Raw genomic sequence first — 26,116 nt, forward strand, 5'->3', positions numbered from 1 at the left:
TAGCCCTTCACCTCACGGCGTGCGATCACGAGATGCGCGTGTCGCGACCTGTTCCTGTAAGGCGAGCACGCTCGTCAGGCTCCCTCCCCCCTTGCGGGGGAGGGTGGGGAGAGGGGTGGCCCCGGGCGAGATGATCGGTGTGCGCGCCGCTATCGCAACATTGAGCGTGCGTCGTGGCGATGTTGAGAGAGTTTGCCGTGTGGCACCCCTCTCCCCAACCCTCCCCCGCAAGGGGCCCGCAAGGGGGGAGGGAGCCCTTCCGCCGGTGGCTTCCTAACTTGAGATCGGTCGTGCTTCGAGGCCGCGCCGCTAGCTCTGATGTGCCACCGCCAAAATCGTCACCGCACGCGTCTGGTGGCTCGGGGTCTGGAAATCGATGGTTTGGCCGACCGACAATCCGATCAGCGCGGCGCCGACCGGCGTCAGCACCGAGATGCGGCGGAGCGCGATGTCGGCTTCGTGCGGATACACCAGCACGACTTCCCTGACGTCGCCGGTCTCGTCGTCGCGGTAGCGCAAGCGCGAGCCCATGCGGACCACGTCGTGGAGGTCGGCATCGTCGGCGACGACCTGCGCCCGGTCGGTCTCGCGCGCCAGGAACTGGGCGACGCGCGGAAACACCGCCATGCTGGAATCGGCCAGCGCGCTGAGGCGATGCGCCTCGCTCGCCGTGATCACGATCGGCGGCAATGCCGCGGCGGTAAAGCTATTCTGAATGCTCTGGGGCATGTCGTTTGACCTTGCGGTTGATCGAAGGCGCGAAAGCGCCGGCGCGCGACTGCTTCGCGCGCCACGGCGGGCTGAAATGATGTTGATGACGCCTGAAGAATCCGGACGGCGCGCGATCGCCGGCCGGCTAAGTGCCTGCGTGCAGACGTCCAGCGCGCAAGCCAAGGCGCGCGATGCGGGTGTCGATGCTCAACATGTCGATCATGGCCCCATCAACATAGCCGCTGATGACGACGCATCCATTGCGGCGAACGCGCGCACGCGCCGCGGGTCAGGGCTGGCCGATGCCGGTGAGGCCGAGCACCGCGCCGGCGGCGAGCGCGAGCAGCGGATGGATGCGGGTCGTCGTGGTGGCGATCGCGACGCCGGCCGCGATCAGGATGGTACCCCAGCTCGAAACCGAGGTGTGGGTGATGACGATGGCGCTGGCGGTGACGAGGCCGGCGGTGACCGGAACGAGCCCGGCCTGCACGGTCTTCCGCCACGGCCGGTCCTTGAAGCGTTCCCACAGCCGCAGCGCGAAGCCGGTGACGAGCGACGATGGCCCGAACTTGGCGAGCGAGGTCACCAGCACGCCGGAGAATCCGGCGACATGCCAGCCGACCAGCGGCACCACCATCATGTTGGGTCCAGGCGCGGCCTGCGCCAGTGCGAACAGCGCGCCGAATTCCTGCGCCGTCATCCAGTGATGGATATCGACCACCTGGCGCTGCATCTCCGGCAGGATGGTGTTGCCGCCGCCAAAGGCCAGCAGCGAGAGCTCAGCGAAGATCAGTGCGAGCGTGACGAGGGTTGCGGTCATGATGTCTGCCTCGCGCGCAGGAAGATGCTGAGCGGCGCGAGCGTCAACAAGGTCGGCAGCAGCGGCAGCCGGAACACCGCGATCGCCAGCACGCCGAGCGTGACGATCAATAGGCCGACGACATCGCGCCGCAATGGCCAGGCGATCTTGATCGCCGTGGAAATCAGCAACCCTGCTGCCGCGGCGGCGAGCCCGCCGAACAGATGACGCACCACCGGATCGTTGGCGAATTGGCTGTAGATCACGCCGAGCCCGATCACCACCGCGGTCGGCACCGCGATCAGGCCGAGGATCGAAGCGAACGCGCCGGGAATGCCGCGAAACTTCAGTCCGACCGCCACCGACATGTTGATGATGTTGCCGCCGGGCAGGAACTGGCAGAGCCCGAGCAGGTCGGTGAACTCGGCACTGGTGAGCCAGCCGCGCTTCTCCACCATCATGTGGCGCGCCAGCGGCAGCACGCCGCCGAAGCCGGTCAGTCCGAGGACGAAGAAGCCCGTGAACAGCTCGCCGACATCAGGTGCGACATGCTTGCTGGTTTGAGCGGCGCGTATGGCGTCCATCGGCGGGGCGGCTCCGGTTCGTTCGTTCTTGAGCCGACTCTAGTTGGCCGCATGCCAAATTTCCAATATATGGATACTGGAATTTGCATATCTTTTGCATATGGATCGTCGCGATGATCGAGCTGCGCCATCTCCGTTATGCCGTCGCGGTCGCCGAGGAAGGCCACATCACCCGCGCCGCGGCGCGGCTCGGCATCCAGCAGCCGCCGCTCAGCCAGCAGATCCGGGCGCTGGAAGCTGCGATCGGCGCACCGCTGTTTCGCCGGCAGCCGCGCGGGGTCGAACTGACCGCCGCCGGCCGCGCCTTCGTCGGCAAGGCGCGCGCGATCCTGCGCGACACCGAGCTCGCGGTGGAAGCCGCGCGCCGCGCCAGCCGCGGCCAGGAAGGCCAGCTTGCGATCGGCTTCACCTCGTCGGCTGCGTTCCATCCCTTCGTCACCGGCGTGATGCGCGAGATGCGCGAGCATGCGCCGGCGATCAAATTGTCGCTGGAAGAGGCCTCGACCGGCGAGCTGATCGAAGCCGTCGAGGCCGACCGGCTCGATGCCGCGTTCGTGCGCTCGCCGAGCGAGCGGCTGGACAACCTCACGATCACGCATCTGCTCGACGAGGAGATGCTGGTCGCGTTGCCCGACCATCATCCGCGTGCCCGCAGGGATCCGCGCCGGCGGATTTCGCTGAGCTCGCTTGCCGACGAGCCGCTGATCCTCTATCGCCGCCCGACCGGGCCGGGCCTCTACGACAGCATCATCGCCGCCTGCCGCGCGGCGGGCTTCAGCCCGAAGGTGGCGCAGGAGGCGACGCGGATGGTGTCGACGCTCAGCCTCGTCGCCGCAGGGCTCGGCATTTCGATCGTGCCGGAATCGATGGCGCGGCTGGAGACCGCCGGCGTCTCCTATCTCCGCCTCGACCGCGCCGCTGGCCTGGTCGCGCCGCTCGCACTGGCGCGCAAGAAAGCCCCCGCCGGCGGCACGCTCGGCCGCCTGCTTGCGATCGTGACGCGGCGGGTGAAGGACCGCGCAGGGGTTTGATGGCGATTTGCGCGCCGTGGCAGAACGTCCCAGGTGGCGCGGAATGTGGCCAGTTTGGCGAACGCCTGCGTCGGTGCGCGTCTAGATAGCCTGCATCGGATCCGGTTGCCCGCGTGTCGATTGCGACAGGTCGGTTGCGTCCGGCGGCTTCCGGTTCGTCACCACAGTGAAAGGCAGTTCCAATGGCACGTTTTCCCGTCCATACGCTCGACTCCGCCCCCGAGGCCTCGAAACCCTCGCTGCGCGAGGTTGAGGCGCGGTTCGGCATGATCCCCAACCTTGCGGCGACGATGGCGACCTCGCCCGTGCTGATCCAGAGCTTCATCGGCATCTTCGACAAGGTTCACGGCGGCAGCTTCACCGAGCAACAGATCCAGACCGTGCTGCTCACCGACGCGGTGACCAATCGCTGCACCTGGGCGGTCGCCCTGCACTCCGCGCTCGGCCTGCAGGCCGGCCTTGCTGCGGCCGATGTCGACGCGATGCGCGCCGGCCGTTCGCCCGCCGACAAGCAACTCGGCGCACTCTCGACATTGGCAAGGTCGCTGATCGAAAAGCGCGGCCGGCTCGACGAGGAGGAGATCGAGCAATTCCTGGCGGCCGGGTTCTACAAGGACCTCGTGCTTGAAGTGATCAACATCGTGGCGGCGTCGACCATCACTAATTACACGGGCAGCGTGACCAACCCGCCGCTGGAAGCGGGGTTGCAGGCGCATGCCTGGAATGGCTGAGTAACAAACACCGCGCGCCGGCCATGGGCCGGCGTGCGCCTGCCTTCTAGCCGGCAAACCTGGCGCGGTAGTCCTGCGGCGTCGTCGACAGCAAGCGCAGGAAGCTGCGGCGCATCGTCTCCTCGGAGCCGAAACCGCAGCGCTGTGAAATCCGCTTGATCGGCAGCCGCGTCTCCGAGAGCAGATGCCGCGCGCCCTCGACCCGCAACCGCTCGATCGCGCGGGCCGGCGTCAGCCCGGTCGCTTCGGCGTAATGCCGGCTGAAGCTGCGCTCGCTCATGCCGGCCTGCTTCGCCAGCGTCGGAAGCGAGAGGTCGTCGGCCAGATGGTTGCTGATCCAGTCATGCAGCGCGCCGAACCTGTCGTCGGTCGTTTGCAGCGACAGGACTTCGCTGAACTGCGCCTGTCCGCCCGGCCGCTTGAGAAACACCACGAGATAGCGGGCGACGGCGAGCGCCGTTGCGCGGCCGAGATCGTCCTCGACCAGCGCCAATGCCAGATCGATGCCCGAGGTGACGCCGGCCGAGGTCCAGAACGATCCGTCGCGCACGAAGATCGGATCGGACTCGACGTGGATGTCGGGAAAACGCTCGGCGAGCTCCTGCCAGAATCCCCAATGCGTCACCGCCCGACGGCCATCGAGGGCACCTGATGCGGCGAGCAGGAACGCGCCGGTGCAGACCGATGCGGTGCGGCGGGCCTCTCCCGAGCGTCTGCGCACCCAGTCAACCAGGACGTCGTCGGCCGCCGCAGCGTTGACGCCGTCGCCGCCTGGAACAATCAGCGTGTCCACCGCGCTGCCGGTGGCAGGCAATGGATTGACCGCGAGCCCGATGCCGGCCGATGCCTGGACCGTGGGGCCGTCCTTGGCAACGACGCGGACTTCGTAAGGCTCCGCGTTGCCTGCCTTGGCCATCATTGCGTTGGCCGACGCGAACACCTGCAACGGTCCGGTGACATCGAGCAACTGCACCGCCGGATAAGCCAGCACCTCGATCAGGCGACGGTCTTTTGGCGGAGAATGTGGGGGCTTTGGCGTCATCGCCGAAGCGTGCCGCGCTAGATTTGCTTTGTCCATAGTGCGAGGGAAGTTCGATGATTGCTCATGATGTCCACTTACGGATCGGGTCGCTGCTGTTCGAAGGCGTCGACCAAATCGACTTGACCGGCCCCTTCGAGGTGCTGTCGCGGATTCCGAATTCGACCTACCGCATCTACGCCAAGACCATGGAGCCAGTGCGCGACCTCAAGGGATTGCGGCTGACGCCGGATGCGACGCTGACTGAGGCGCCGCCGCTCGATGTGCTGCATGTGCCGGGCGGCTTCGGTCAGGAGGCGCTGATGGAGGACGAGGAGGTCCTGCGCTGGATCCGCGAGCAGGCAGCAGGGGCTTGCAGCCTGTTCTCGGTCTGCACTGGCGCGCTGCTGTGCGGCGCGGCCGGGCTCTTGAAGGGGCGCAGGGCGACGACGCATTGGGCGTCGTTTCATCTGTTGCCGTACTTCGGCGCCACGCCGGTGAACGAGCGCGTGGTGGTCGACGGAAGCTTTGTCTTCGCCGCCGGCGTCACGGCCGGCATCGACGGCGCATTGCGGCTCGCGGCGGAATTGCGCGGCGACGACGCGGCGCGGGCGATCCAGCTCTACATGGCCTATGCGCCGGAGCCGCCCTTCAACAGCGGCACGCCGGAGACCGCGCCGCCCGAGATCCTGCAGCAGACACGGCACGCGACGCGTGCGATCACGGCGCAGCGGGAAGAAACTGCACGCCGCGTGGCGGCCAGGCTGGGCGTCGTCGTGCCGGAGCCCGAGCGTCTGTCGGCAAGTGCAAGCTGACGTTACTTCGAAATCGAGCGGTGGCCTCCACTTCACCTCGCCCCGCGTGCGGGGAGAGGTCGGAACGCATCGCTAGATGCGTTCCGGGTGAGGGGGAGCCTCCGCGAACGCGGCTGTCACCGCGTGCGCGGAGAGAGCCCCTCACCCCAACCCTCTCCCCGTAGGAACGGGGCGAGGGAGCGCGCTGCCTGCCGTCGCTATTCGGCCTAGTCGCGCGGTTAATTGCCCGGCTCGAAGCTGCAGTCGGCGCCGCCGCCGGCCTTGTCCTTGATCACCTTGGGATCGAGCGTGCAGGACAATTTCGACAGTGCCTCGTAGATCGTGCCGGCGGCGCCGTCGCCGGGCACGCCGGCGAGCGCCACGGTGGCGTAGATCGCGTTGGCTTCGCGTCCCCTGACGGTGTGGGTCCTGCTGCCGAAGGTCAGCGCGCAGGAACGCGAGGTGATGTCGACATTGCTGGCGCGGCAGACGACCTTGTCGGCGGTGACGGTGATCTTCCTGATGACGTGGACATCGCTGTCGCCGTTGAAGAACGCGGCGACCGCCTTCTTCTCCGTGGCCGGCAGCGGCGAATAGGGCGCCACCACGCCGGCGAGCGCCAGCGCGACCGAGCCGGACGTGGTCGCAGGCGCGGCCCATGCGGCTGACGAGGCCAGCGGCAATGAACATGCGAGGATCATCAGTCGGCCCAGTCTCATTCCCGTCTCCTGTTGTGGCGCTTTCCGCGGCGCGGAATCGCTAGCACGTCTCGCAGCTTGAACAGGTGACGTCATTCACATGCCATCCCGCAACTTCGCGTGAGGGCGGTGCGCGCTGATGGCAGTGCGGCCCCGCGTGGACCGGCTTGCACGATCGCGCCATCGGCGTCACAGTCCCCTCTGCGGCTGCGATGCCGCCAACAACGAAGACAAGAAGATCAATCCGAGGAACGCCATGGCGGCCACGCGCATCGACTGCGACATCCATCCCGCGGTGGGGGGAACGCGCACCACGCTGCTGCCCTATCTGAGCGATCACTGGAAGGAACAGGTCGTCAGCCGCGCCATCGACGGGCTCGACCTCAATTCCTATCCGCCGTCGATGCCGCTGTCCGGCCGCGCCGACTGGCGGCCGGCCGACGGCAGCAAGCCCGGCAGTGATCTCGCCATGGTGCAGCGCGGCGCGTTCGACCAGCTCGGCGCCAGCCACGCCATCTGCAATGTCGTCTATGGCGCACAGGCAGTGTTCGATTCCTACATGGCGGCGGACTTCTGCCGGGCGATCAACGACTGGATCGCGGCCGAATGGCTCGCGAAGGACACGCGGCTGCGTGCCTCGATCGTGGTGCCGATCCAGGCGCCGGATCTCGCAGTCGAGGAGATCGAGCGCCGCGCCGCTGACAACCGCTTCGTCTCGGTGCTGGTGCCGTCGCAAAACGAGACGCTGCTCGGGCGGCGGCATTACTGGCCGATCTATCAGGCCGCGGAGAAATACAAACTGCCGATCGCGATCCATGCCGGCAGCGCTTATCGCGGCGCGCCGAGCTCGATCGGTTGGCCGTCCTACCGCTACGAATATTATCTCGCCGAGGCGCAGGCGTTCCAGGCGCAGACGCTGAGCCTGATCTATGAGGGCGTGTTCGGGAAGTATCCCGGATTGACCGTGGTGCTGATGGAATCAGGCGTCAGTTGGCTGCCGGCCTTCATGTGGCGCGCCAACAAGACCTGGCGCGGCGTGCGCGTCGAGGTGCCCTGGGTCGAGCGTGAGCCGGCCGCGATCATCCGCGAGCATTTCCGCGTCACAATGCAGCCGTTCGACGCGCCGATGGACGCAACAAGCGTTGCCGACATCATCGACCAGATCGGCTCCGACAAGATGTTCCTGTTCGCGTCCGATTATCCGCATTGGCAGTTCGACGGAGACGATCCGATCCCGCCGCATCTGCCTGCGAGCCTTGTGAAGCGGATGTGCGAGGATAATCCAATTGAAACGTTCCCGCGTCTGAAGCTGAATTCGTAGTTCGCGCGCATGATCCGGAAAAGTGGAGCCGGTTTTCCGACAGGATCATGCGCCAAACAAAAAGGAGGATCGCATGAGTGACGTCATCGACCGCCCGATGCTCGACCAGGAGACGACCGCGGCGACGCGGCTCAGGATCATCGATTGCGATATCCATCCGAGTATCCATTCGCATAGCGATCTCAACGAATTCCTGCCGAAGCGCTGGCAGCAGCATCTCAAGGAATATGGCAGCCATCTCCGCACGCCCTATATCGGCACCACGCCGTATCCGCGCTCCTCGCCCTTGATCGCGCGGCGCGATGCCTGGCCGCCGACCGGCGGCGTGCCTGGCTCCGATCTCGATTTCATGCGCAAGCAGCACCTTGATCCGTTCGACGTCGAGTTCGGCATTTTGCAGGTGCTCGACCTCTTCATCTTCTCGCAGCAGAACCTGGAATTCGGCGCCGCGATCCAGCGCGCCATCAATGACTGGCAGCTCGCGTTCTGGGCGCATCGCGATCCCAGGCTGAAGGCTTCGATCCTGGTCGGGCAGGACGGCAGTGACCTCGGCCTTGCCGAGATCGAGCGCTGCGCCAGGACCGGCGAATACATCCAGATCAACGTCTCGCCGCGCGCCAACGAGCCGCTCGGCCGCCGCCGCTACTGGCCGATCTATGAGCGCGCGCAGGCGCTCGATCTGCCGCTCGGCATCCATGTCGGCGGCTATGGCGGGCACGCGCCGACCGGCGGCGGCTGGCCGTCCTATTACTGCGAGGAGCATCAGTCGAACGCGCACACGGTGGCCTCGAACCTCACCAGCCTCGTGCTGGAAGGCGTTCCCGAGCGCTTCCCGAAACTGAAGATCGTGTTCATCGAGGGCGGCTTCGGCTGGATCCCCGCGACGATGTGGCGGATGGATCAGCACTTCGAGCGCTTCCGCAGCGAGGTGCCACATCTGAAGCGCAAGCCGAGCGAATATGTGAAGGAGCATTTCTGGTTCACGACCCAACCGATCGACGAGCCGGATGAGGCCAGGCATCTGCGTCAGCTGATCGAATGGGTCGGCATTGACCGGCTGCTGTTCTCGTCGGATTATCCGCACTGGGACTATGACGACGCGCGCTACGCCTTCAAGACGCCGCTGACGGACGCCGAGCGGCGCAAGATCTTCAACAGCAACGCCCGCGCGGTTTACAAGTTTTGATCATGACCCGTCACATCGTCGCGCGCACCAGTGAGATTCCGGCCGGCGGCAACAAGGTGTTCGGCCTCGAGGGCCGCGACATCGTCGTGTTCCACGTCAATGGCGAGTTCTTCGCGCTGCTCAATCGCTGCCCGCACGAGGGCGCGCCGCTGGAGAAGGCGGCGTGCGTCGCGCGCCTGACCTCGCCGGAGCCCGGCGTCTATCAGCGCGACCGCGTCGGCGAGATGCTGCGCTGTCCGTGGCACGGCTGGGAATTCGACATGCGCAACGGGCAGTCCTGGTTCGACCCCAACCGGTTCAGGATCCGCTCCTATCCGGTCGCGGTCGAAAGCGGCGCGGAGTTGCAGAAGGGGCCGTACGTCGCCGAGACGTTCCCGGTGCATATCGAAGACAATTACGTGATCGTCGAGGTTTGACCGGCACGTCCGCTTCGTTATTGCGATATTAGCAATAATGAAGTTCCGGTGACGATAATTATAATAATCGCTGCAATGAGCCACCTTGAGGTCGCGGTCGGGAATGATCCCGTCCACGACATCAGGAACGGCACCATGAAGCTTTATCACTTTGCGCTCTCCGGCCACGCGCACCGCGCCCGCCTGTTCATTTCCCTGCTCGGAATTCCGCACGAATTGGTCGACGTCGACCTCAGGTCCGCCGCGCAGAAGACGCCGGAGTTTCTGACGCTCAATCCGTTCGGCCAGGTGCCGGTGCTCGACGATGACGGCACCATCATTCCCGACTCCAATGCGATCCTGGTCTATCTCGCGACCAAGCTCGGCCGCACCGACTGGCTGCCGCAGGACGCGAAGGGCGCTGCCGCCGTGCAGCGCTGGCTGTCGGTAGCCGCCGGCGATCTCGCGTTCGGACCCGCCGCGGCGCGGCTCGTCACCGTGTTCGGCGCGAAGTTCAACCCGGAAGATGTGATCGCCCGCGCGCACGTGATGCTGAAGCGGCTCGAGGCCCATCTTGCCGATCGCGACTGGCTGGTCGGTGCGCAGCCGACCATCGCCGACGTCGCGCTCTACAGCTACCTGTCGAGCGCGCCCGAAGGCAATGTTGATCTCTCTGGCTATGCGCGCGTCAACGCATTCCTGCGCCGGATCGAGGCGCTGCCGGGCTTCGTGCCCTTTGCCAAGACCCCAGTCGGTCTGGCCGCGGCTGCGTGATCTGCTGATCGGGCGCGCCTTTCGGGCACGCCCGTCCAACCCCCGAAAGGGAGGGCGACGAGATGAGCGACAGACGAAGCAAGAGCAAGCTGCCGGCCTGGCATGCCGGCGAGAAGGCGATCCAGCAGAAGGCCGGCGTCGCCGAGAAGATGGAGGCCGTCGGCCAGCGCGCCGTGCGCGACTTCATGCCCGACCAGCATCGCGATTTCTTCGCGCAGATTCCCTTCATCGTGGTCGGCAGCGTGGATCGCAGCGGCGACGCATGGGCCTCCTTGCTGACCGGCCGGCCCGGCTTCATCTCTTCGCCGACACCGCGCGGCCTCGAGATCGATGCGCGGCCCGACGCCAGCGATCCCGTCAACGACGGCATGCGTGAGGACGAGGCCATCGCATTGCTCGGAATCGAACTGCACACGCGGCGCCGCAACCGTGCCAACGGGCTGCTCCGCGCATCGTCGGGTAGGGCGCTGAGCTTCGAACTCGATCAGAGCTTTGGCAACTGCCCGCAATATATCCAGCTCCGTGATTTCGCCTTCGTGCGCGAACCGGATCAGCCGTTCACCGGAGCGATCGAGACGAGCACGACGCTCGATCAGGCCGCGCGCGACACGATCGCGGCGGCGGACACGTTCTTCGTGGCGTCCTATGCCGAGCGCGAGGATCGCCGCCAGGTCGACGTGTCGCATCGCGGCGGCAGAGCTGGCTTCGTCCGCGTCGCTGCCGACGGCACGCTGACCATCCCGGATTTCGCCGGCAATCTGTTCTTCAACACGCTCGGCAACATCCTCGTCAACGGCAAGGCCGGGCTGGCGTTCGTCGATTTCGAAACCGGCGACATGCTGCAGCTGACCGGCGATGCCGAGGTGATCCTGGACTCGCCGGAGATCGCGGCATTCCAGGGCGCCGAACGGCTGTGGAGTTTTCGTGCCCGCCGCGTGGTGCGCAGGCGCGGCGCGCTGCCGCTGCGCTGGGCGTTCCGGGCCGAGGGCTGGTCGCCGAATGCGCTGATGACCGGCGACTGGGCGCAGGCCGCCGACCGGATTCGCGCGGCCGAGCTTGCGTCGCAATGGCGCCCGTTCAAGGTCACCAAGATCGTCGACGAGAGCCGGTCGATCCGCTCGTTTCATCTGCAACCGGACGATGGCGCAGGGCGGCTGCCGCACCGGGCGGGACAGCATCTGCCGATCCGCATCGCGCTCCCCGGCGCCGACAAGCCGATCATTCGCACCTACACGCTGTCCGTCGCACCGTCGGACGGCATGTACCGCATCAGCGTGAAGCGTGACGGCGCGGTGTCGCAGCATCTGCATGACAACATCCGTGTCGGCGACATCATCGAGGCGCGCGCGCCGGGCGGCGGCTTCACCATCGATGCGCGCGAGAAGCGGCCCGCGGTGCTGCTCGCCGGTGGTGTCGGCATCACGCCGCTGCTGGTGATGCTGCGTCACGTCGTCTATGAGGGGCTGCGCACCCGCGGCATCCGGCCGACCTTCCTGTTCCAGGCCGCGCATACGAAGGCGGACCGCGCGTTCGGCGACGAATTGCAGCAACTCGCTGCGGCCGCCGGCGGCGCCGTCCGGATCATTCGCGTCCTCAGTGACGTCGATGGCGCCGAGCTGGGCGCCGACTACGATGCCGCGGGGCGGATCGACATGGCGCTGCTGTCGCGTACCCTGCCGTTCAACGACTATGATTTCTATCTGTGCGGCCCGCCGCAGTTCACCCAATCGCTCTATGACGCCCTGTGCGGCTACAACATTGCCGATAGCAGGATCCACGCCGAGGCGTTCGGGCCGTCGTCGCTGGTGAGGACGCCGGATGTGGCCGCGACGGCGCCGCCGCGCCGGCCGCCCGCGACCGCGCCGGTCCCGGTCGCCTTCACCGCATCTCTGAAGGAAGCGCGCTGGACGCCGGAGTCGGGCACGCTGCTTGAGTTGGCGGAAGCGCGCGGCCTCAGCCCTGTGTTCAGTTGCCGGGAAGGCAATTGCGGAACATGCCGGACCGGATTGCTGGCAGGTGCGGTAACCTATGTGAAGGAGCCGACCGCTGAGGTGGCCGATAATGAAGTGCTGATCTGCTGCGCGGTGCCCGCGCAGCCGGCGACCGACGGCGACGACCGGATCCAGCTCGATCTCTGATCAGCTGCGCCGTCGATGCTTCAGGCTGCGCAGCGCCTTCGTCGCTGATCAACCCATGCTGCCCGGCATGAAGCAGCGCGGTCTCGGGTGACCATTCAGATAATACGGCCAGACGACGGTGTGGCCGGCGCGGTTTGGTCCGGGCACGACGGCCTCATCGGGAACGTCGACCCATTCCCCCTCGAGGCGCACGCGGTAGTGGCCGTCCTTGGTGTCCCAATCGGCGTCATCGACGCGCGTCGCGTCGGTGCCGTCGCAGCAGGGGCCTTTGCCACTGTGCAGGCTCTCATACCAGCCGTTGAGTTCGGGATGCTGATGATCGTGGGCCTGGGCCGGACCGATCGACGGCATCGGCAGCAGGACGGTAAGTACAGTAAGCGTCATACGCCAAAACGATGTGTTCATCTGGTTCCCAGTTCCGGAAGCCCATGTCAGCCAATCCGGAAATGGTCACGGAGTTCAGTTCATCAATAGATGACATTCATCATATAAATCACATTCATGAGAGCCACGGCGGGCGCGAGCGCAACGCAGATGCTGACAAGGTCAGGCGAGCAGGCCCATTACCTGCTCGATCACGGCCTTCACTTGCTTCGAATCCGGCGTCTGGTGCGCGAGCGCCATCAGCCCCGCATGCACCACCATCACCGTGTGCGCGGTGATGTCGGGATCGAAGCCCTTCTTGAACTGAGCGCGGTCGGCACGCAGCCGCGTGCGCAACAGCTCTTCAAGCCGCCGGTTGTAGCGCTCGATGCTCTTGCGGAGCGCGGCCTGATCGAGCGAGCCGTCGGTCGCCGAATTGATCGACAGGCAGCCGCGCTGTCCCTTCTCACCCGAGCAATAGGGAATGAAGCCGGTGAGCCACTGCCTGATCGCCTCGCGGGCCGGCCCCGGCTGCGCCAGCACGCGCTCGGCCCAGCCGAGGATTCCGTCGTGATAGCGGTCCAGCACGCGCAGGAACAGCGCGTGCTTGTCGCCGAAGGCCGCATAGAGGCTCGGCTTCGCGATACCGCTCGCCGCCGTGATCTCGTCGAGCGAGGTCGCCTGAAACCCCTTCTGCCAGAACACCTGACGGGCGATTTCCAGGACGTCGTCCGGATCGAAGCTGCGCGGCCTTGCCATGGCGCTGTTTTATGTACTCCCGCGTCCGATGTGAAGCCGTCACCAACGCCGTGAAACCATTTCTAGTCATTGACGTGGCCGCAATTCTATACTTATAAGTACAGAATAACATCGGGAGATGATGCCATGAAGGCGGTTCAGGTTGTTGCGTTCGGACGTCCGGCGGAAGTGGTGAAGCTCAACGAGGTGCCTGATGTCGGCAGCCCCGGGCCGAACGAGGTGGTGGTCGCGGTCGAGGCCGCGCCGATCAACAACTCGGACTTCATGATCATGGCGGGGCGCTACGGCTATCTGCCGACGCCGCCGGCGACGCTCGGGATCGAGGGCGTCGGGCGGGTCATCGCCGCGGGGGCGCAGGTCAAGCACCTCAGGGAAGGTGACCGCACGCTCGTTCCGTTCATGATCCCGACCTGGACCGAACGGCTCAAGTTCACGCCGTCCTGGCAGCGTCCATTGCCCGAGACTGCCGACATCCGGCAGCTATCCATGATCGCGGTCAACCCGGCGACGGCCTATCTGCTGCTGACCGATTTCGTCAAAGTCCCGCGCGGCGGCTGGGTGATCCAGAACGGCGCCAATTCGGCGACGGCGCGCGCGGTGATCGCCATCGCCAGGTCGCTCGGGCTCAAGACGGTCAACATCGTCCGCCGCGAGGAGGTCGTGGATGAGGTCAAGGCGGTCGGCGGCGACATCGTCCTGGTCGACGGGCCGGATCTCGCCAAGCGCGTCGCCAAGGAGACCGGCAAGGCGCCGATCCAGTTGGCGCTCGACGTCGTCGGCGGCTCGTCGGCCTTGAATCTGATGAACTGCCTGGCGCCGAAGGGTGTCCTCGTCATTTACAGCGCGATGAGCGGACAGCCGTTCTCCGGCTCGGCCTTGAGCGTGATCTTCAACGAGGTGTCGGTGCGCGGCTTCTGGCTCGCTCATTGGAGCAAGACCGCAACCGATGACGCGATGGCCACGATGTACGACCATCTCGTGCCGATGGTCGCCTCAGGGGCGATCAGCGCGCCGGTGGTCGGGTCCTATCGCCTGGAGGATTTTTCGCAGGCGATCGCGCAGGCGTCGGCATTCAAGGGCAAGGTCATCTTCACGCCGAACCAGGCTGCGTAGCCGGACAGTCGGTGGCGTGACACGGCGATGCCGTGTCCGCCACCCGGTCGCGGCAGGCAGCTAGACGATGGTCGTGAGCGCGAAAGCGTGCCACGAACTCCAGTCAATTCCGTCGAACGCGCGTACGTACATCGTGTCGGTGCCGGTGGCGGCGCCGCCCCGCATCCAGACATCGCCGAGGTCGGCGGCGCCGACGTCGATGACGGTGGCGGCCGGCCAGTGCGAATTCGCCGACGTCCAGAAATAGCCGCTGTTCGCGGCCGCGCTGCCATCCCAAAACTGATACTCGGTTGCTGGATTTCCGTCGGCGTCGGAATAGGACACCAGGTTGCTGAGCTGGCTCCACTCGTTGACGTGCAAGGTCTGATCGTTGATCGAAACGGCGGGGGCGTGGTTCGGCAGGGTGGTCAGGTTGAAGCTGTCCCAGGAGCTCCAGCTGGTCCCGTCGAACGCGCGAACGTACATGGACTCCGAACCGCCTGCGGTCCCGCCTCGCACCCAAACGTCGGCCAGATCGGACGCGGACACCTCGATCGGCGTGGCGGCGGCCCAGTGTGAATTCGTGGACGTCCAGAAATAGGCGCTGTTCGCGGCAGAGCCGCCGTCCCAGAACTGGTATTTGGTGATCGGATCGCCGTCGGCATCGGACGCCGACGTCCAGTTGACGAGCTGCGCCCATTGCGCGGCGTTCAGCGTATGATCGTTGATCGCAACCGTTGGCGCCGTGTTTGTGGACGTCAGGGTAAAGGCGTCCCAATTGCCCCAGGCGGTCCCGTCGAAGGCCCGCACATACATGGTCTCGGAGCCGGTCGCCGAGCCACCCTGAATCCAGAGACTGTCCAGATCGGACGCCGAAACGTCGATGGGGGTGCCGGCCGCCCAATGCTCATTGGTAGGCGTCCAGAAGTAGGCGCTGGTCGCGCCCGAGCTGCCGTCCCAGAACTGATACTTGGTGATCGTGTCACCCTCGGCATCGCTGGTGCTGAGCCAGTTCTCCGGCTTGACCCATGTATTGACGTGAACCGACTGGTCGTTGATGGTCGCGACCGGCGGCGTGTTGACCGTCGACGTCACCGTGAAACTGTCCCAGTTGCTCCACGAGGTGCCGTCGAACGCCCTGACCCACATGGTCTCCGAACCGGTCGCCGAGCCGCCCTGGATCCAGACGTTGGCGAGATCGGCGGCCGAAACGTCGATCGTCGTGTTCGCATCCCAGTGCGAATTGGTCGGCGTCCAGAAATACGCGCTGGTCGCGGCCGTGCCGCTGTCCCAGAACTGGTACTTGGTGATCGCATCGTTGTCGGCATCCGACGTCGTCAACCAGTTGCCGACGGTGACCCACTGACCCATGTGCACGGAATGATCGCCGGTCGTGACCACGGGCGCCGAGTTCGTCGTCGTCAGCGTGAAGGAGTCCCAGGAGCCCCAGTCCGATCCGTCGAATGCTCGAACCCACATCGTCTCGGAGCCGGTCGTCGAGCCGCCCTGGACCCAGACGTTGGTCAGGTCGGCGGCCGAAACCTCGATCGTCGTGTTGGCAGCCCAGTGCGAATTGGTGGGTGTCCAGAAATAGGCGCTGGTGGCGGACGTGCCGCTATCCCAGAACTGGTATTTCGTGGCGGCATCGCCGTTGGCATCGGAGTAGCTCAGCCAATTCTCGACCTTCGCCCAGGTGTTAACGTGCAGCGACTGGTCATTGATCGCAGCAACCGGAGGCGTGTTTGGCGTCGTCGTGAGGATGAACGACGTCCAGGAACTCCAGTCAGTCCCGTCGAAGGCGCGGACCCACATTGTTTCCGAGCCGCTGACCGAACCGGAGCTCAGCCACACATCGGAGAGATCGGACGCTGCAACGTCGATGATGGTGTTGGCGGCCCAATGGGTATTGGTGGGCGTCCAGAAGTAGCCGCTGGTTGCGGATGCGCCGCTGTCGAAGAACTCGAAGCTTTGCGCGGGATTGCCGTCGGCGTCGGAATAAGTCAGCCACGGCTGTATTTTTTGCCAGTGGTTGGACAACAGGCTGTGGTTACCAATCGAGACGACCGGTGGGGTATTGGCCATGGTTTGCTTCCTCGTGGGGCGCCGGTCGAAGCCGGCAAATTTCCAAGGTGCAAGGCAATCGACTTCGCCTTCGCGAAGCGGGGTGGTGCTGCTCCCGTGTCATTGGGCTGAGAGCAGCGCATTGAAAAAATCGGCAATATCAAATTCAGGATCGCAGAATTCGGGCGCGTCATCTATGACGGGCGTCACGCTCGCTCGCGATGCGGACTGCGACAAAACGTCCTAGACCGCGCTTTGGAATCATCTTGCGCGAGGTCTCCGCTCATGCAACGGCGGCCGATCATCGACCGCGAGCGGACCAATCGCGAGACGATGATCGCGATTGCCCGCTCACTGAGATCGATGTCCGGAGCACGAAAGGCTTGATGCTCACGCGTGCTTGCCCGCGCGCTGCGGCAGCATGAAGACGAGGGCCGCGATCGCAACGGCGAGAGCAACGGATGCGGTATAGCGGCTGAGCGCGAGGCCGCCGTGATCCAGCGGCTTGTCGAGGAAATCGCCGACGGTGGCACCGAGCGGCCGGGTCAGGACGAACGCGATCCAGAACAGCACCGTGTGTGAGACCCGGGTCCAGAGATAGGCGGCGGCGACGACGGCAAGACCGGCGGCGAACACGATGGCGCCGCCGCCATAGCCGAGACCGGTGGAGTCGGCCATCCAGTCGCCGAGCGCGGTGCCCAGCGTCTGCGAGAACAGGATCGTGATCCAGTAGAAGGTTTCGGCCGCCTTGTTGTCGATCGACGCGATCGAAACCGTGCCCATGGTGCGATACCACGCAGCGAGGGATGCAACGAGCAGTCCGGCAAGCAGCGACGAGCCGCCGAGATATCCGATCCCCAGCGAGCGGTCGACGAAATCGGCAAAGGTCGTACCGACGGTCGTGGTCGCGATGATCACCGTCCAGTAGAGCAGCGGATGGAAGCGCCTCGCCGCCATCTGTGCTGAAACGGCAGCAACGAAGATGATCGCGAAGATCGCGGTGCCGACGAGATAGCCGAGATTCATCGACATCGTGACGGCGTCGCCGCCGGTCTCGCCGAGCGTCGTGGCGAGAATCTTGATGATCCAGAAGCCTAGCGTGACGGCGGGAACCTTGCCCGCGCGGTCCTCGGTGGCGTTGTCGAGCAGCATATCCATGGGTTGGTCACTCCAAGATTCGTCACTTCAAGAGAACATCGCCGGCGGACGTTACCGCCGGCGGGTGGTCGAATGATGGACGGAGGGATCAGGCCTTCATCGAGTCCATGATCGAGAGCAGTTCGGCGAGCGCCTTCCTGCATTTGGCGGCGTCCGGATTCATCTCACGCACCGCCTCGAGCGCACGATCGATCGCCTTGTCGACCGTGTGCCAGTCCGCGGCCGCGCGCGGCTTCAAGCCGGCTTCCGCCTCGTCCCATTTGGTCTCGAGATCCTTGATCCGCGCCTTGGCGCCGGCCAGGTCGTTCTTGTCGACCATTTCAGCGACGTCGGCGGCGATGCCGCGGAACGGCGTCAGGTCGCCGAGTTTGGAGGCGGCGGCTTGCGCGCGGGGTAGCAGGGGCAGGCCTCCGCTCGCATGCGGAAATGGTGAAGTCACCACGAGAGCGTGGATGGCGGCAAGTGCGACTATCGTTCTGTTCATTGTGGTTCTCCTGTTGGGGTTGCTTCGGCCGACGACCTCTTGGACGCGCGGCGAACTCATGCGCGGGGTGATGCTTCGGGGTTTCGCCCGCTGCCGCCCGCGAGCGACAGCCAGCCGACCAGCGCGATGATCACGGCGAGGAAGGCGAGGCTGGTGTAGATCGTGCCGAGGCCGAGGCCGCCATAGTCGCGGGATTGCGACAGCATGTCGCCGAACGAGGCGCCGAGCGGCCGGGTCAGGATGTAGGCGATCCAGAACGCCAGCACCTCGTTGGCGCCGAGTGCGTAGGCGGCGGCGACGCCTGCGATCAGCGCCATGAACACCACGACGCCGACGTTGAAGCCGAGGCCCAGCGCTTCGGTGGCAAGATCGCCCGCCGCCGTGCCGAGCGCGAATGTGAAGAGGATCGCGGCCCAGTAGAACAATTCGCGCCGCGTGGTCACGATGCTGTGGATCGACAGCGTCCGCTCGAGCGCGAACCAGATTGCGAAGGTCGCGGCCAGGGTGATCGCAAAGGCGGCCGTGCTGACGTAGAGGCTGATCTCGAGCTTGTCGGTCAGCACATCGGTGATCTGGGTGCCGACGATGCTGACGAGCACGACCGTCAGCCAGTAGACCCACGGCACGTAACGGTTCATTCGCAGCTGGACAGCCAGCACGGCCGCAAGCAAGGCAGCCATGATCAGGCCGGTCACACTTGTTCCAAGGCCGACATGGACGGCAAGATAATCGGCGCCGGTCTCGCCGACCGTGGTCGACATGACCTTGATCAGCCAGAAGACGAGGGTGACTTCGGGGACCTTGTTCAGCATGCTGCGGCCGAGGCGTCGGGTAACCTGCACGGTGGTGAACTCCGCTGTGAGATCGCCGGCGGTTCCGCCGGGTTCGACACGGAGCGTGCCCTGCGAGACTTAGCTCCGGCTTAGCCGGGCCGAGTGGCCGCCACGCAGGCGTCGAATGCCCTAAGTTCCGGCTAAGTCGAAGCTGATATGATCGCGCAGGTGTCGCGGGTTGGGCGATACGACGCAGTTTTGCCGGGCGATCCCCGGTGCGGACCCGGATGGATTGCCAGGCGATGCGCGTGCTCTTGGTCGAAGACGACAGGATGATCGGCGCCGCCGTCGTCGAGGCATTGCGGGATGCCGCCTATGCCGTCGACTGGGTGCGCGACGGCGATCTCGCCATCGAGGCCAGCCGCAGCGAGACCTACGACGTCGCACTGCTCGATCTCGGACTGCCATTGACCGATGGCCTCGACGTCCTCAAGGCGATCCGCGCCGGCTCCATGCGCCTTCCCGTCATCATTCTCACCGCGCGCGACGCGCTGAACGATCGCATCCAGGGGCTCGATCTCGGCGCCGACGACTATTTGGTCAAGCCGTTCGAGATCGCGGAATTGCTGGCGCGCATGCGCGCGGTGCTGCGGCGCGAGGGCAGCGGGGCGCCGCCGGTGCTGACCAACGGCGAGCTTCACCTCGACCCGGCAACGCGGGAAGCGGCCTTCGGCGGAGAAAAAGCCGTGCTCAGCGCGCGCGAGTTCGCCCTGCTTCAGGCGCTCTTGAATCGCCCGGGAACGATCCTGTCCCGCGCCGAGCTCGAGCGCCAGATCTATGGCTGGAGCGAGGAGGTCGAGAGCAATGCGGTCGAATTCCTGATCCACGCCGTGCGCAGAAAGCTCGGCGCCGGCGCGATCAGGAACGTGCGCGGCGTCGGATGGATGGTGGACCGTTCGAGATGATGCGATCGCTGCGCGGGCGCCTGTTCGTCGGACTGACGGCGATTATTCTGCTGACGGGCGCCGTCGGCGGCATCCTGGCGTACCGATGGGCCTACAGCGAAGCGATCGAAATGCAGGACTCCGTGCTGATCCAGATCGGCAGCTTCGCGCTGAGCGCTCCAATGCGGCAGAGCCGCCCGGTCACCGGTGTCGATGCCGAAGCCGAGGTTGCCGTCGTCGAGCTGGGCGACGCGCCGCGCGGCGCCACGGACGATCGCCGGCTGCGGGGCCTGAAGGATGGGCTGCACAACGACGTCTATCACGGACAGCCGGTCCGCGTGCTGCTTCGGACGCGGCCGGATGGCAGCCGCTTCGCGGTGACGCAGCAGACCGAGATCCGCACCGAGATCGCGGGCGACATGGCCGTGCGTACGCTGTTGCCGATCGCCGCGCTGGTGCCGTGCCTGCTGCTGATGACCGCATTGGTGATTGCCCGATCGTTCCGGCCGATGTTGCGCCTCGCCGGCGATCTCGACGCGAGCCGGGTGGACGACATCGGCACGCTGCCGACGACCGGCGCGCCAAGCGAGCTCCAGCCGTTCCTTGACTCGATCAACGGGTTGCTCCGGCGGACGCGCGTCATGATGGATCAGCAGCGGCGTTTCATCGCCGACGCGGCCCATGAACTCCGAACGCCGGTCACCGCGCTCAGCCTGCAGGCGGAAAATCTCGCCTCGCTCGACATGCCCGCGGAGACGCGCGACCGGCTCGATGCGTTGAAGAGCGGCATGCGGCGCACCAAGCATCTGCTCGAGCAACTTCTGGCGCTGGCGCGTCAGGACGCAGCGCCCTCCACCGTGAGCGCCGCGGTGGAATTGGACAAGATCGCAAAGGGTGTCGTCGCCGACTTGCTGCCGGAGGCGTCGGCGCGCAACATCGATCTCGGTTTCACGACCGTCGAGACGGTCGTCGTGAACGGTGATCCCTTGTCCTTGATCTCGGCGGTCCGGAACCTGGTCGAGAACGCGATCAAGTTCACGCCCGATGGCGGGGCCGTCGATCTCAGTGTCCATCGCGAGGACGCAATGGCGGTCATCCGGATCGAGGACACCGGGCCGGGGATTCCGCCGCAGGATCTGGCGCGGACCGGCGAGCCGTTCTTTCGCGGCGGCCAGCCGAGCGGCGAGGGCGCCGGGCTCGGTCTCTCGATCGTGAAGCGAATTGTCGATCGTGCCACGGGTTCGATCCTGTTCGAAAATGTGACCGGCGCCGGACGCTCGGGCCTGCGCGTGACCGTCAAGCTGCCGCTGGCCGATCGTTAAGGCCTGGCGGCCGGCAAAATGCGCCGGGGTGCGCGGCATCATTGCCATTGTGTCTTGAGACCCGCGCCGCTTATCGCTACCAGTGCAATCCGAAAGCGATGCCCGGGCGCATTGGAGATAAGGACGTTTCTCATGGCAAACACGACGACGGAGCTCGAAGCGCTCCTGATGCAGCGGTCGCTGACCGATCCGCAGCTTCTGGCGAAGGCGGAGGCCGCATCGGACTTCCGCATCCTGCCGGATGCCACTGTCATCAAGATCGGCGGCCAGAGCGTCATCGACCGCGGCCGCGCCGCCGTCTACCCGCTGGTCGACGAGATCGTCGCGGCCCGCAAGGCGCACAAGCTGCTGATCGGGACTGGCGCAGGGACCCGTGCCCGCCATCTTTACTCGATCGCGGCCGGGCTCCGGCTGCCGGCCGGCGTGCTCTCGCAGCTCGGCGCTTCGGTGGCCGATCAGAATGCGGTGATGCTGGGCCAACTGCTGGCCAAGCACGGCATCTCCGCGGTCAGCGGCGCCGGGCTGTCGGCCGTGCCGCTTTATCTCGCCGAGGTGAACGCGGTGATCTTCAGCGGCATGCCGCCCTACGGTTTGTGGATGCGGCCCGCGCCTGAGGGCATGATTCCGCCCTACCGCACCGACGCCGGATGCTTCCTGGTCGCCGAGCAGTTCGGCTGCAAGGCGATGATCTATGTGAAGGACGAGAACGGCCTCTACACCGCGAACCCGAAGACCTCGAAGGGCGCGACCTTCATCCCGAAGATCTCGGTCGCGGAGATGAAGGCCAAGGGATTGCAGGATTCGATCCTCGAATTCCCGGTGCTCGATCTGCTCGCCTCCGCGCGCCATGTGCGCGAGGTGCAGGTGGTCAACGGCCTCGTCCCCGGCAATCTCACCCGCGCGCTCGCGGGCGAGCATGTCGGCACCATCATCACCGCGAACTGAGCAGAGACACGACCATGGATGACACCATCAAGCACGTCGCTTCGCCGCTCGCGCGCCAGACCCTGCTCGACAGCGATCTCACCCGTCCCGTCGCCGGCGGACGCCCGATTCCGCTGCTGCCCTGGGTGCAGGTGATCAAGATCGGCGGCCGCTCGATCATGGATCGCGGCCATCAAGCGATCCTGCCGATCGTCGACGAGCTGCGCGCGCTCTTGCCCGAGCACCGCATGCTGATCCTGACCGGCGCCGGCATCCGCGCCCGCCATCTCTACAGCGTCGGCCTCGATCTCGGACTGCCGGTCGGCTCGCTGCAGCCGCTCGCGGCGAGCGAGGCCGGGCAGAACGGCCATATCCTCGGCTGCCTGCTCGCGCCGGAGGGCGTGTCCTATATCGAGCATCCGACCATCGCGAGCCAGCTCGCGATCCACCTCTCCGCATCGCGCGCGGTGGTCGGCAGCGCGTTCCCGCCGTATCACCATCACGAGTTTCCGAACTCGCGCATCCCGCTGCATCGGGCCGACACCGGCGCGTTCCTGCTCGCCGATGCGCTCGGCGCGGCGGGTCTGACGATCGTCGAGGACGTCGACGGCGTCTACACCGACGATCCCAATGGTCCGGAGGGCAAGAAGGCCCAGCTGCTGCGCGAGGCGAGCCTCGCCGATCTCGCCAAGCTGAAGGGCACGCTGCCGTTCGATCCCGCGCTGCTCGAAGTGATGGCCAATGCGCGGCACATCGAGCGCGTGCAGGTCGTGAACGGCCTCGTTCCCGGCCGTCTCACCGCGGCGCTGGGCGGCCAGCATGTCGGATCGATCATCCGCACCGGCGCGCGCCCGGCCTGATAGCGCCGCTGACTCCGCTTCACCTCGCCCCGCGTGCGGGGAGAGGTCGAAATTCGCGGGACGCGAATTTCGGGTGAGGGGGAGTCTCCGCGAATACAGCTGTTGCCGGCGTGTGCGGAAGCGGCCCCTCACCGCAACCCTCTCCCCGTAAGAACGGGGCGAGGGAGTTCGATGCCGACGCGGCGCGCGATTACTTGATCGTGGCGTGCACGGTGATGACCGAGGTGCCGGAGGCCTTCGGCCCCTTGCCCGTCGCCTTGATGGCAAAGCTGTCGCTGCCCTTGTACTTGGCCTTTGCCCTGTACTCGAAGGTCGATGCGTTGATCTTCTTCAGTTTGCCATAGGCCGGCTTCTGCGAGATCGACGAGTCCGTCACTGTGCCGCGGATTCCGATCGGGATCTGGCAGCTTTCGCCGGAGGCGATGTCGATATCGCCGGTCGAGTTCTCGCCCCAGTCCGCCAATGTCACCGACATCGAGCATTCCGGCACAGCCTGCGCCGACAGCGCCGGCGTGACACCCGATGCTGCAAGGATGAGCGCCAGGGCGGCTATTCCCGACGACCGCGTCGTGACCATACTCATTTTCATGCAAGGCCCACTGCTGAAGATTTTCGGCGCGGGAATCCTGCAACGTGGGAGCTGGGGTGGCAAGGGCTTCGGTCCACCAGTGTGACAGGTGTTCAAATGCGTGGGTGCTTGTTGCGTCGCTGAAGCATCTCCATAGTCATCGCAGCCCGATCTGATCGGGATACAATCGTTCGCAAGACAAGGAAGAATTCCCATGACTGAAGGAAACGACGACGCTCCGCAGGCCGGATTTGCCGGCGTTACGCGCAAGACGCTCGAGCGTCTCGCGCTGCCCGGCGATCGTCGCGAGCTCGTCGTTGCCGAGGTGACCTATCCGCCCGGCGGGGTGGCGCCGCTTCACAAGCATCCGGTGGGCGGCGTGATCTTCATCGTCGAAGGCACAGCCGAGTCCGCCTACGGTGACGAGCCGCCGCGACGATACGGGGCAGGCGAGACCTTGCAGGATCGCCCTGACGTCCCGCACACGCTGTTTCGCAATTGCGACCCGGAACGGCCGCTGCGCTTCCTGACCATCTACGCACTCGAACCCGGACGCGCCTACACGATGGAGCCGTGAGGCGCGGACGCCAACAACAGGATCTCACTCCTTCTTCGCCGTCAGCCCGTCGACCATTGCGCGGGTCAATGTCGCGATCTCGCTGCGCAGCTGGCCGATCGGCACGGCGATCAATTTGTGCTCCAGTCCGAGCGCGACCATGCCGTGCACGGCCGAGAACAGGCTGCGCGCGGTGACGCCGAGCTGCGCCGGCGAACGCTGCGGAAACAGCGCAGCGAGCGGCTTGTAGATGTGGCGGAACAATTCCATCTGCTCGGTGATCGCCCATTCCGGCACCGGCTTGCCGGGCTGCATGCGATGCTCGAACAGCGCGCGCCACAGTTCGAGATTGTCGGCGGCGAAGTCGCAATAGGCGACCGCGATCCGCACCAGCATCTCGCGCGGCGCCGCCGAGCCGCCGATCTCGGCCAGCGACAGCGACGCATCCAGCCGGGCCAGCGTGCGCGAGCCGACCCGCAGGATCAGCTCGTCGACATCCTCGACCAGATTGTAGACGCCGCCATTGGCGACCCCGATTTCCTGGGCCAGTTCGCGGGTTTTCAGGCCGCCGAGACCTTTCGCCGCAATTGCCCGTTCCGCTGCCTCGATCAGCGCTTCGCGCAGTTTTGCCCGTCGTTCCAATGCCTTGGACATATTTCACCTATCGTTAACCACAAGCTTGAGCATCGCTCAAATAATTCTTGAGCAATGCTCAGTATGTGGTACAAGAGATTCATGAGCGATGCTCATAACAGGGAGCGATCAAATGTTCAAAACTGTTTTGACAATTTTCCGCGGCGGCGTGGCGGCAGCCGAGGAGGAACTGCAAGACCGGACCGCGCTGGTCGTGCTCGACCAGCAGATGCGGGACGCGGCCGCCGCGGTCGACCGCTCGAAGCGGACGCTGGCGCTCGCGATCGCCGGCGACGCGCAGGAGGGCCGGCGGCTCGACGCCACCAACGCCCGGATCGCCGACCTCGAGGTGCGCGCAACGGCGGCGCTCGAGGGCGGCCGGGAAGACCTCGCCCGCGAAGCCGCGCAGGCGATCGCCAACCTCGAAGCCGAACGCGATGCCGCGATGACCGCGCGCACGCTGTTCGCCACCGAGATCACCCGGCTGAAGCGCCACGTCGCCAACGCCGAGGCGCGGATTGCCGAGCTCGATCGCGGCCGGCGCCTCGCCCGTGCCTCGGAGGCGGTGCGTTCGCTGCGCCGGAGCGGCATCGAGGCGGCGCGGCCCTACGAATCGACGCTGCCGGAAGCGGAAGCGACGCTGAAGCGGCTGCGCGAGCGGCAGATGGAGATCCAGGCGGCCGATGACGCGCTGTTCGAGATCGATACCGCCTCGGGACCGGTCGTCGTCGCCGAGAAACTCGCGGAGCAGGGTTTTGGTCCGCGCATGAAATCGACTGCCGACGACGTGCTGGCGCGCCTGAAAGCCAAGCGCCCGCCCGCAGCGTGACACCCCAAGCCTGAAACCAAGCCAACTTAAACCTGATATCATCAAGGAGACGACCATGAACCAGACCGTTCAACCCCACAGCAGCAGCTGGGTGACCTTCACTTACGCGTCCTTCGCAGCCGCCGCCTTCCTCGTCGGTGTCGGCGTGTTCTTCCTGCCGATCGACCTCTGGATGAAGGGCTATCTGACGATGGGCATCGTCATGCTGGTCCAGACCTGCGTCACGCTGACCAAGACGGTGCGCGACAATTACGAGAGCGGCAAGTTCGTGAACCGCATCGAGGACGCCAAGGCCGAGCGCCTGCTGATGGAAGTCTCCAAGGCGGCGTAAGAAGGCGACGTGAGGCTGAGCCCAATGCGAAACGGCGGGTGTTTCTTCACCCGCCGATTTCGCCTGAGGCAAATGCCAAACCCTCCACGTCATTGCGAGGAGCGAAGCGACGAAGCAATCCATCGCGCAGCGCATGCGGAAGGATGGATTGCTTCGCTTCGCTCGCAATGACGGGTGGATAGACTGCCGGCGCTTACACCCAACTTGTTCCGTTTCCGGAAGGCCTTGTTTACCCTGCGGCAAAGCGCGTCAGGTTGCGCTCATGGCTCCTTAACAGGG

General features: G+C 65.6%; 29 protein-coding genes. 16 read left to right on the forward strand and 13 right to left on the reverse strand.

From position 1 onward, the window contains the following. Window positions 1–309 precede the first annotated feature (309 nt). The 3 genes from rnk to FBZ93_RS15140 form a co-directional block, all read right to left on the reverse strand. Window positions 310–729, reverse strand: a complete 420-nt coding sequence (rnk, locus tag FBZ93_RS15130; protein ID WP_167529053.1) for a nucleoside diphosphate kinase regulator — start codon at window positions 727–729, stop codon at window positions 310–312. Window positions 730–1,000: 271 nt separating this feature from the next. Then, a complete protein-coding gene (locus tag FBZ93_RS15135) occupies window positions 1,001–1,531 on the reverse strand; it encodes a chromate transporter (RefSeq protein WP_050426518.1) in 531 nt (176 codons plus the stop codon). Next, a complete protein-coding gene (locus FBZ93_RS15140) occupies window positions 1,528–2,094 on the reverse strand; it encodes a chromate transporter (RefSeq protein WP_146986734.1) in 567 nt (188 codons plus the stop codon). Before FBZ93_RS15140 ends, FBZ93_RS15135 begins: the two co-directional genes overlap by 4 nt. A 116-nt stretch (window positions 2,095–2,210) precedes the next feature. Here FBZ93_RS15140 and FBZ93_RS15145 point away from each other — a divergent pair, with 116 nt between their 5' ends. Beyond that, window positions 2,211–3,125 (forward strand): LysR family transcriptional regulator, encoded by a 915-nt coding sequence (locus FBZ93_RS15145; protein ID WP_208764022.1) that lies wholly within the window; start codon window positions 2,211–2,213, stop codon window positions 3,123–3,125. Between the two features lie 182 nt (window positions 3,126–3,307). Next, a complete protein-coding gene (locus tag FBZ93_RS15150) occupies window positions 3,308–3,856 on the forward strand; it encodes a carboxymuconolactone decarboxylase family protein (protein ID WP_146986736.1) in 549 nt (182 codons plus the stop codon). A 46-nt stretch (window positions 3,857–3,902) separates the two neighbouring features. Here the strand turns inward: FBZ93_RS15150 and FBZ93_RS15155 are convergent, their stop codons facing one another. Beyond that, window positions 3,903–4,898, reverse strand: a complete 996-nt coding sequence (locus tag FBZ93_RS15155) for a GlxA family transcriptional regulator (RefSeq protein ID WP_246667494.1) — start codon at window positions 4,896–4,898, stop codon at window positions 3,903–3,905. Window positions 4,899–4,951: 53 nt separating this feature from the next. On the opposite strand from FBZ93_RS15155, the gene FBZ93_RS15160 reads away from it, so the two are divergent. Continuing rightward, window positions 4,952–5,689, forward strand: a complete 738-nt coding sequence (locus FBZ93_RS15160) for a DJ-1/PfpI family protein (RefSeq protein ID WP_146986738.1) — start codon at window positions 4,952–4,954, stop codon at window positions 5,687–5,689. A 218-nt stretch (window positions 5,690–5,907) separates the two neighbouring features. On the opposite strand, the gene FBZ93_RS15165 is transcribed toward FBZ93_RS15160, so the two are convergent. Further along, window positions 5,908–6,387: a hypothetical protein gene (locus FBZ93_RS15165; RefSeq protein ID WP_167529054.1), complete on the reverse strand. Its 480-nt coding sequence runs from the start codon at window positions 6,385–6,387 to the stop codon at window positions 5,908–5,910. 235 nt (window positions 6,388–6,622) lie between these two features. Here FBZ93_RS15165 and FBZ93_RS15170 point away from each other — a divergent pair, with 235 nt between their 5' ends. From FBZ93_RS15170 to FBZ93_RS15190, 5 genes are all read left to right on the forward strand, one after another. Next, complete coding sequence (locus tag FBZ93_RS15170) at window positions 6,623–7,687, forward strand: amidohydrolase family protein (RefSeq protein ID WP_146986739.1); 1,065 nt, start codon at window positions 6,623–6,625, stop codon at window positions 7,685–7,687. 73 nt (window positions 7,688–7,760) lie between these two features. Continuing rightward, window positions 7,761–8,873, forward strand: a complete 1,113-nt coding sequence (locus tag FBZ93_RS15175; RefSeq protein ID WP_146986740.1) for an amidohydrolase family protein — start codon at window positions 7,761–7,763, stop codon at window positions 8,871–8,873. A 2-nt stretch (window positions 8,874–8,875) separates the two neighbouring features. After that, window positions 8,876–9,289 (forward strand): Rieske (2Fe-2S) protein, encoded by a 414-nt coding sequence (locus FBZ93_RS15180; RefSeq protein WP_076865034.1) that lies wholly within the window; start codon window positions 8,876–8,878, stop codon window positions 9,287–9,289. Window positions 9,290–9,424: 135 nt separating this feature from the next. Then, entirely contained in the window at window positions 9,425–10,042 is a 618-nt protein-coding gene (locus tag FBZ93_RS15185) for a glutathione S-transferase family protein (protein ID WP_146987043.1), read from the forward strand. Between the two features lie 62 nt (window positions 10,043–10,104). After that, on the forward strand, window positions 10,105–12,180 hold the full coding sequence (locus tag FBZ93_RS15190) for a pyridoxamine 5'-phosphate oxidase family protein (RefSeq protein WP_146986741.1): 2,076 nt from the start codon (window positions 10,105–10,107) through the stop codon (window positions 12,178–12,180). A 48-nt stretch (window positions 12,181–12,228) separates the two neighbouring features. Here the strand turns inward: FBZ93_RS15190 and FBZ93_RS15195 are convergent, their stop codons facing one another. Continuing rightward, the gene (locus FBZ93_RS15195) at window positions 12,229–12,585 is read right to left on the reverse strand and encodes a hypothetical protein (protein ID WP_146986742.1); all 357 of its coding nucleotides are present in this window, start codon (window positions 12,583–12,585) and stop codon (window positions 12,229–12,231) included. Between the two features lie 141 nt (window positions 12,586–12,726). Then, on the reverse strand, window positions 12,727–13,302 hold the full coding sequence (locus FBZ93_RS15200; RefSeq protein ID WP_146986743.1) for a TetR/AcrR family transcriptional regulator: 576 nt from the start codon (window positions 13,300–13,302) through the stop codon (window positions 12,727–12,729). A gap of 126 nt (window positions 13,303–13,428) precedes the next feature. Between FBZ93_RS15200 and FBZ93_RS15205 the strand changes: the two genes are divergently transcribed. Beyond that, on the forward strand, window positions 13,429–14,415 hold the full coding sequence (locus FBZ93_RS15205; protein ID WP_146986744.1) for a zinc-dependent alcohol dehydrogenase family protein: 987 nt from the start codon (window positions 13,429–13,431) through the stop codon (window positions 14,413–14,415). A gap of 60 nt (window positions 14,416–14,475) precedes the next feature. Here the strand turns inward: FBZ93_RS15205 and FBZ93_RS15210 are convergent, their stop codons facing one another. From FBZ93_RS15210 to FBZ93_RS15225, 4 genes are all read right to left on the reverse strand, one after another. Then, window positions 14,476–16,476, reverse strand: coding sequence for a hypothetical protein (locus FBZ93_RS15210; RefSeq protein ID WP_246667495.1), 2,001 nt, complete (start codon window positions 16,474–16,476; stop codon window positions 14,476–14,478). 369 nt (window positions 16,477–16,845) lie between these two features. Beyond that, the gene (locus tag FBZ93_RS15215) at window positions 16,846–17,613 is read right to left on the reverse strand and encodes a COG4705 family protein (RefSeq protein WP_246667496.1); all 768 of its coding nucleotides are present in this window, start codon (window positions 17,611–17,613) and stop codon (window positions 16,846–16,848) included. An 88-nt stretch (window positions 17,614–17,701) separates the two neighbouring features. Next, window positions 17,702–18,097, reverse strand: a complete 396-nt coding sequence (locus FBZ93_RS15220; protein WP_146986745.1) for a hypothetical protein — start codon at window positions 18,095–18,097, stop codon at window positions 17,702–17,704. Window positions 18,098–18,153: 56 nt separating this feature from the next. Further along, window positions 18,154–18,909 carry a COG4705 family protein gene (locus FBZ93_RS15225; protein ID WP_146987046.1) on the reverse strand — a complete coding sequence of 252 codons (756 nt, stop codon included), beginning with the start codon at window positions 18,907–18,909 and terminating at the stop codon, window positions 18,154–18,156. A gap of 263 nt (window positions 18,910–19,172) precedes the next feature. Here FBZ93_RS15225 and FBZ93_RS15230 point away from each other — a divergent pair, with 263 nt between their 5' ends. The 4 genes from FBZ93_RS15230 to FBZ93_RS15245 all read left to right on the forward strand — a co-directional run bounded on the left by FBZ93_RS15230 (window position 19,173) and on the right by FBZ93_RS15245 (window position 22,920). After that, the gene (locus FBZ93_RS15230; RefSeq protein ID WP_146986746.1) at window positions 19,173–19,835 is read left to right on the forward strand and encodes a response regulator transcription factor; all 663 of its coding nucleotides are present in this window, start codon (window positions 19,173–19,175) and stop codon (window positions 19,833–19,835) included. After that, the gene (locus FBZ93_RS15235; RefSeq protein ID WP_146986747.1) at window positions 19,832–21,136 is read left to right on the forward strand and encodes an ATP-binding protein; all 1,305 of its coding nucleotides are present in this window, start codon (window positions 19,832–19,834) and stop codon (window positions 21,134–21,136) included. Before FBZ93_RS15230 ends, FBZ93_RS15235 begins: the two co-directional genes overlap by 4 nt. Before the next feature lie 132 nt (window positions 21,137–21,268). Continuing rightward, window positions 21,269–22,081: a uridine kinase gene (locus FBZ93_RS15240; protein ID WP_146986748.1), complete on the forward strand. Its 813-nt coding sequence runs from the start codon at window positions 21,269–21,271 to the stop codon at window positions 22,079–22,081. 14 nt (window positions 22,082–22,095) lie between these two features. Further along, a complete protein-coding gene (locus FBZ93_RS15245) occupies window positions 22,096–22,920 on the forward strand; it encodes a molybdenum storage protein subunit alpha (protein ID WP_146986749.1) in 825 nt (274 codons plus the stop codon). A gap of 190 nt (window positions 22,921–23,110) precedes the next feature. Here the strand turns inward: FBZ93_RS15245 and FBZ93_RS15250 are convergent, their stop codons facing one another. Further along, window positions 23,111–23,509, reverse strand: a complete 399-nt coding sequence (locus tag FBZ93_RS15250) for a hypothetical protein (protein ID WP_246667497.1) — start codon at window positions 23,507–23,509, stop codon at window positions 23,111–23,113. A gap of 193 nt (window positions 23,510–23,702) precedes the next feature. On the opposite strand from FBZ93_RS15250, the gene FBZ93_RS15255 reads away from it, so the two are divergent. Further along, window positions 23,703–24,065, forward strand: coding sequence for a cupin domain-containing protein (locus FBZ93_RS15255; RefSeq protein WP_146986750.1), 363 nt, complete (start codon window positions 23,703–23,705; stop codon window positions 24,063–24,065). Between the two features lie 24 nt (window positions 24,066–24,089). Here FBZ93_RS15255 and FBZ93_RS15260 read toward each other — a convergent pair whose 3' ends face one another. Beyond that, on the reverse strand, window positions 24,090–24,698 hold the full coding sequence (locus tag FBZ93_RS15260) for a TetR/AcrR family transcriptional regulator (protein WP_050422870.1): 609 nt from the start codon (window positions 24,696–24,698) through the stop codon (window positions 24,090–24,092). Between the two features lie 112 nt (window positions 24,699–24,810). On the opposite strand from FBZ93_RS15260, the gene FBZ93_RS15265 reads away from it, so the two are divergent. Together FBZ93_RS15265 and FBZ93_RS15270 are read left to right on the forward strand one after the other, a co-directional pair. Then, window positions 24,811–25,506 (forward strand): PspA/IM30 family protein, encoded by a 696-nt coding sequence (locus FBZ93_RS15265; protein WP_146986751.1) that lies wholly within the window; start codon window positions 24,811–24,813, stop codon window positions 25,504–25,506. A gap of 55 nt (window positions 25,507–25,561) precedes the next feature. Continuing rightward, a complete protein-coding gene (locus tag FBZ93_RS15270) occupies window positions 25,562–25,837 on the forward strand; it encodes a YiaA/YiaB family inner membrane protein (protein ID WP_146986752.1) in 276 nt (91 codons plus the stop codon). The last annotated feature ends 279 nt before the right edge of the window (window positions 25,838–26,116 follow it).

Origin of the sequence: Bradyrhizobium macuxiense, from assembly GCF_007993935.1 — a bacterium.
Lineage (GTDB): Bacteria > Pseudomonadota > Alphaproteobacteria > Rhizobiales > Xanthobacteraceae > Bradyrhizobium > Bradyrhizobium macuxiense_A.

Excerpts from the sequence above, each read along its gene's own strand:
- rnk (WP_167529053.1), bottom strand. The coding sequence starts at position 729 with ATGCCCCAGAGCATTCAGAATAGCTTTACCGCCGCGGCATTGCCGCCG.
- FBZ93_RS15135 (WP_050426518.1), bottom strand. The coding sequence starts at position 1,531 with ATGACCGCAACCCTCGTCACGCTCGCACTGATCTTCGCTGAGCTCTCG.
- FBZ93_RS15140 (WP_146986734.1), bottom strand. The coding sequence starts at position 2,094 with ATGGACGCCATACGCGCCGCTCAAACCAGCAAGCATGTCGCACCTGAT.
- FBZ93_RS15150 (WP_146986736.1), top strand. The coding sequence starts at position 3,308 with ATGGCACGTTTTCCCGTCCATACGCTCGACTCCGCCCCCGAGGCCTCG.
- FBZ93_RS15155 (WP_246667494.1), bottom strand. The coding sequence starts at position 4,898 with ATGACGCCAAAGCCCCCACATTCTCCGCCAAAAGACCGTCGCCTGATC.
- FBZ93_RS15160 (WP_146986738.1), top strand. The coding sequence starts at position 4,952 with ATGATTGCTCATGATGTCCACTTACGGATCGGGTCGCTGCTGTTCGAA.
- FBZ93_RS15165 (WP_167529054.1), bottom strand. The coding sequence starts at position 6,387 with ATGAGACTGGGCCGACTGATGATCCTCGCATGTTCATTGCCGCTGGCC.
- FBZ93_RS15170 (WP_146986739.1), top strand. The coding sequence starts at position 6,623 with ATGGCGGCCACGCGCATCGACTGCGACATCCATCCCGCGGTGGGGGGA.
- FBZ93_RS15175 (WP_146986740.1), top strand. The coding sequence starts at position 7,761 with ATGAGTGACGTCATCGACCGCCCGATGCTCGACCAGGAGACGACCGCG.
- FBZ93_RS15180 (WP_076865034.1), top strand. The coding sequence starts at position 8,876 with ATGACCCGTCACATCGTCGCGCGCACCAGTGAGATTCCGGCCGGCGGC.
- FBZ93_RS15185 (WP_146987043.1), top strand. The coding sequence starts at position 9,425 with ATGAAGCTTTATCACTTTGCGCTCTCCGGCCACGCGCACCGCGCCCGC.
- FBZ93_RS15190 (WP_146986741.1), top strand. The coding sequence starts at position 10,105 with ATGAGCGACAGACGAAGCAAGAGCAAGCTGCCGGCCTGGCATGCCGGC.
- FBZ93_RS15195 (WP_146986742.1), bottom strand. The coding sequence starts at position 12,585 with ATGAACACATCGTTTTGGCGTATGACGCTTACTGTACTTACCGTCCTG.
- FBZ93_RS15200 (WP_146986743.1), bottom strand. The coding sequence starts at position 13,302 with ATGGCAAGGCCGCGCAGCTTCGATCCGGACGACGTCCTGGAAATCGCC.
- FBZ93_RS15205 (WP_146986744.1), top strand. The coding sequence starts at position 13,429 with ATGAAGGCGGTTCAGGTTGTTGCGTTCGGACGTCCGGCGGAAGTGGTG.
- FBZ93_RS15210 (WP_246667495.1), bottom strand. The coding sequence starts at position 16,476 with ATGGCCAATACCCCACCGGTCGTCTCGATTGGTAACCACAGCCTGTTG.
- FBZ93_RS15215 (WP_246667496.1), bottom strand. The coding sequence starts at position 17,613 with ATGGATATGCTGCTCGACAACGCCACCGAGGACCGCGCGGGCAAGGTT.
- FBZ93_RS15220 (WP_146986745.1), bottom strand. The coding sequence starts at position 18,097 with ATGAACAGAACGATAGTCGCACTTGCCGCCATCCACGCTCTCGTGGTG.
- FBZ93_RS15225 (WP_146987046.1), bottom strand. The coding sequence starts at position 18,909 with ATGCTGAACAAGGTCCCCGAAGTCACCCTCGTCTTCTGGCTGATCAAG.
- FBZ93_RS15230 (WP_146986746.1), top strand. The coding sequence starts at position 19,173 with ATGCGCGTGCTCTTGGTCGAAGACGACAGGATGATCGGCGCCGCCGTC.
- FBZ93_RS15235 (WP_146986747.1), top strand. The coding sequence starts at position 19,832 with ATGATGCGATCGCTGCGCGGGCGCCTGTTCGTCGGACTGACGGCGATT.
- FBZ93_RS15240 (WP_146986748.1), top strand. The coding sequence starts at position 21,269 with ATGGCAAACACGACGACGGAGCTCGAAGCGCTCCTGATGCAGCGGTCG.
- FBZ93_RS15245 (WP_146986749.1), top strand. The coding sequence starts at position 22,096 with ATGGATGACACCATCAAGCACGTCGCTTCGCCGCTCGCGCGCCAGACC.
- FBZ93_RS15250 (WP_246667497.1), bottom strand. The coding sequence starts at position 23,509 with ATGAAAATGAGTATGGTCACGACGCGGTCGTCGGGAATAGCCGCCCTG.
- FBZ93_RS15255 (WP_146986750.1), top strand. The coding sequence starts at position 23,703 with ATGACTGAAGGAAACGACGACGCTCCGCAGGCCGGATTTGCCGGCGTT.
- FBZ93_RS15260 (WP_050422870.1), bottom strand. The coding sequence starts at position 24,698 with ATGTCCAAGGCATTGGAACGACGGGCAAAACTGCGCGAAGCGCTGATC.
- FBZ93_RS15265 (WP_146986751.1), top strand. The coding sequence starts at position 24,811 with ATGTTCAAAACTGTTTTGACAATTTTCCGCGGCGGCGTGGCGGCAGCC.
- FBZ93_RS15270 (WP_146986752.1), top strand. The coding sequence starts at position 25,562 with ATGAACCAGACCGTTCAACCCCACAGCAGCAGCTGGGTGACCTTCACT.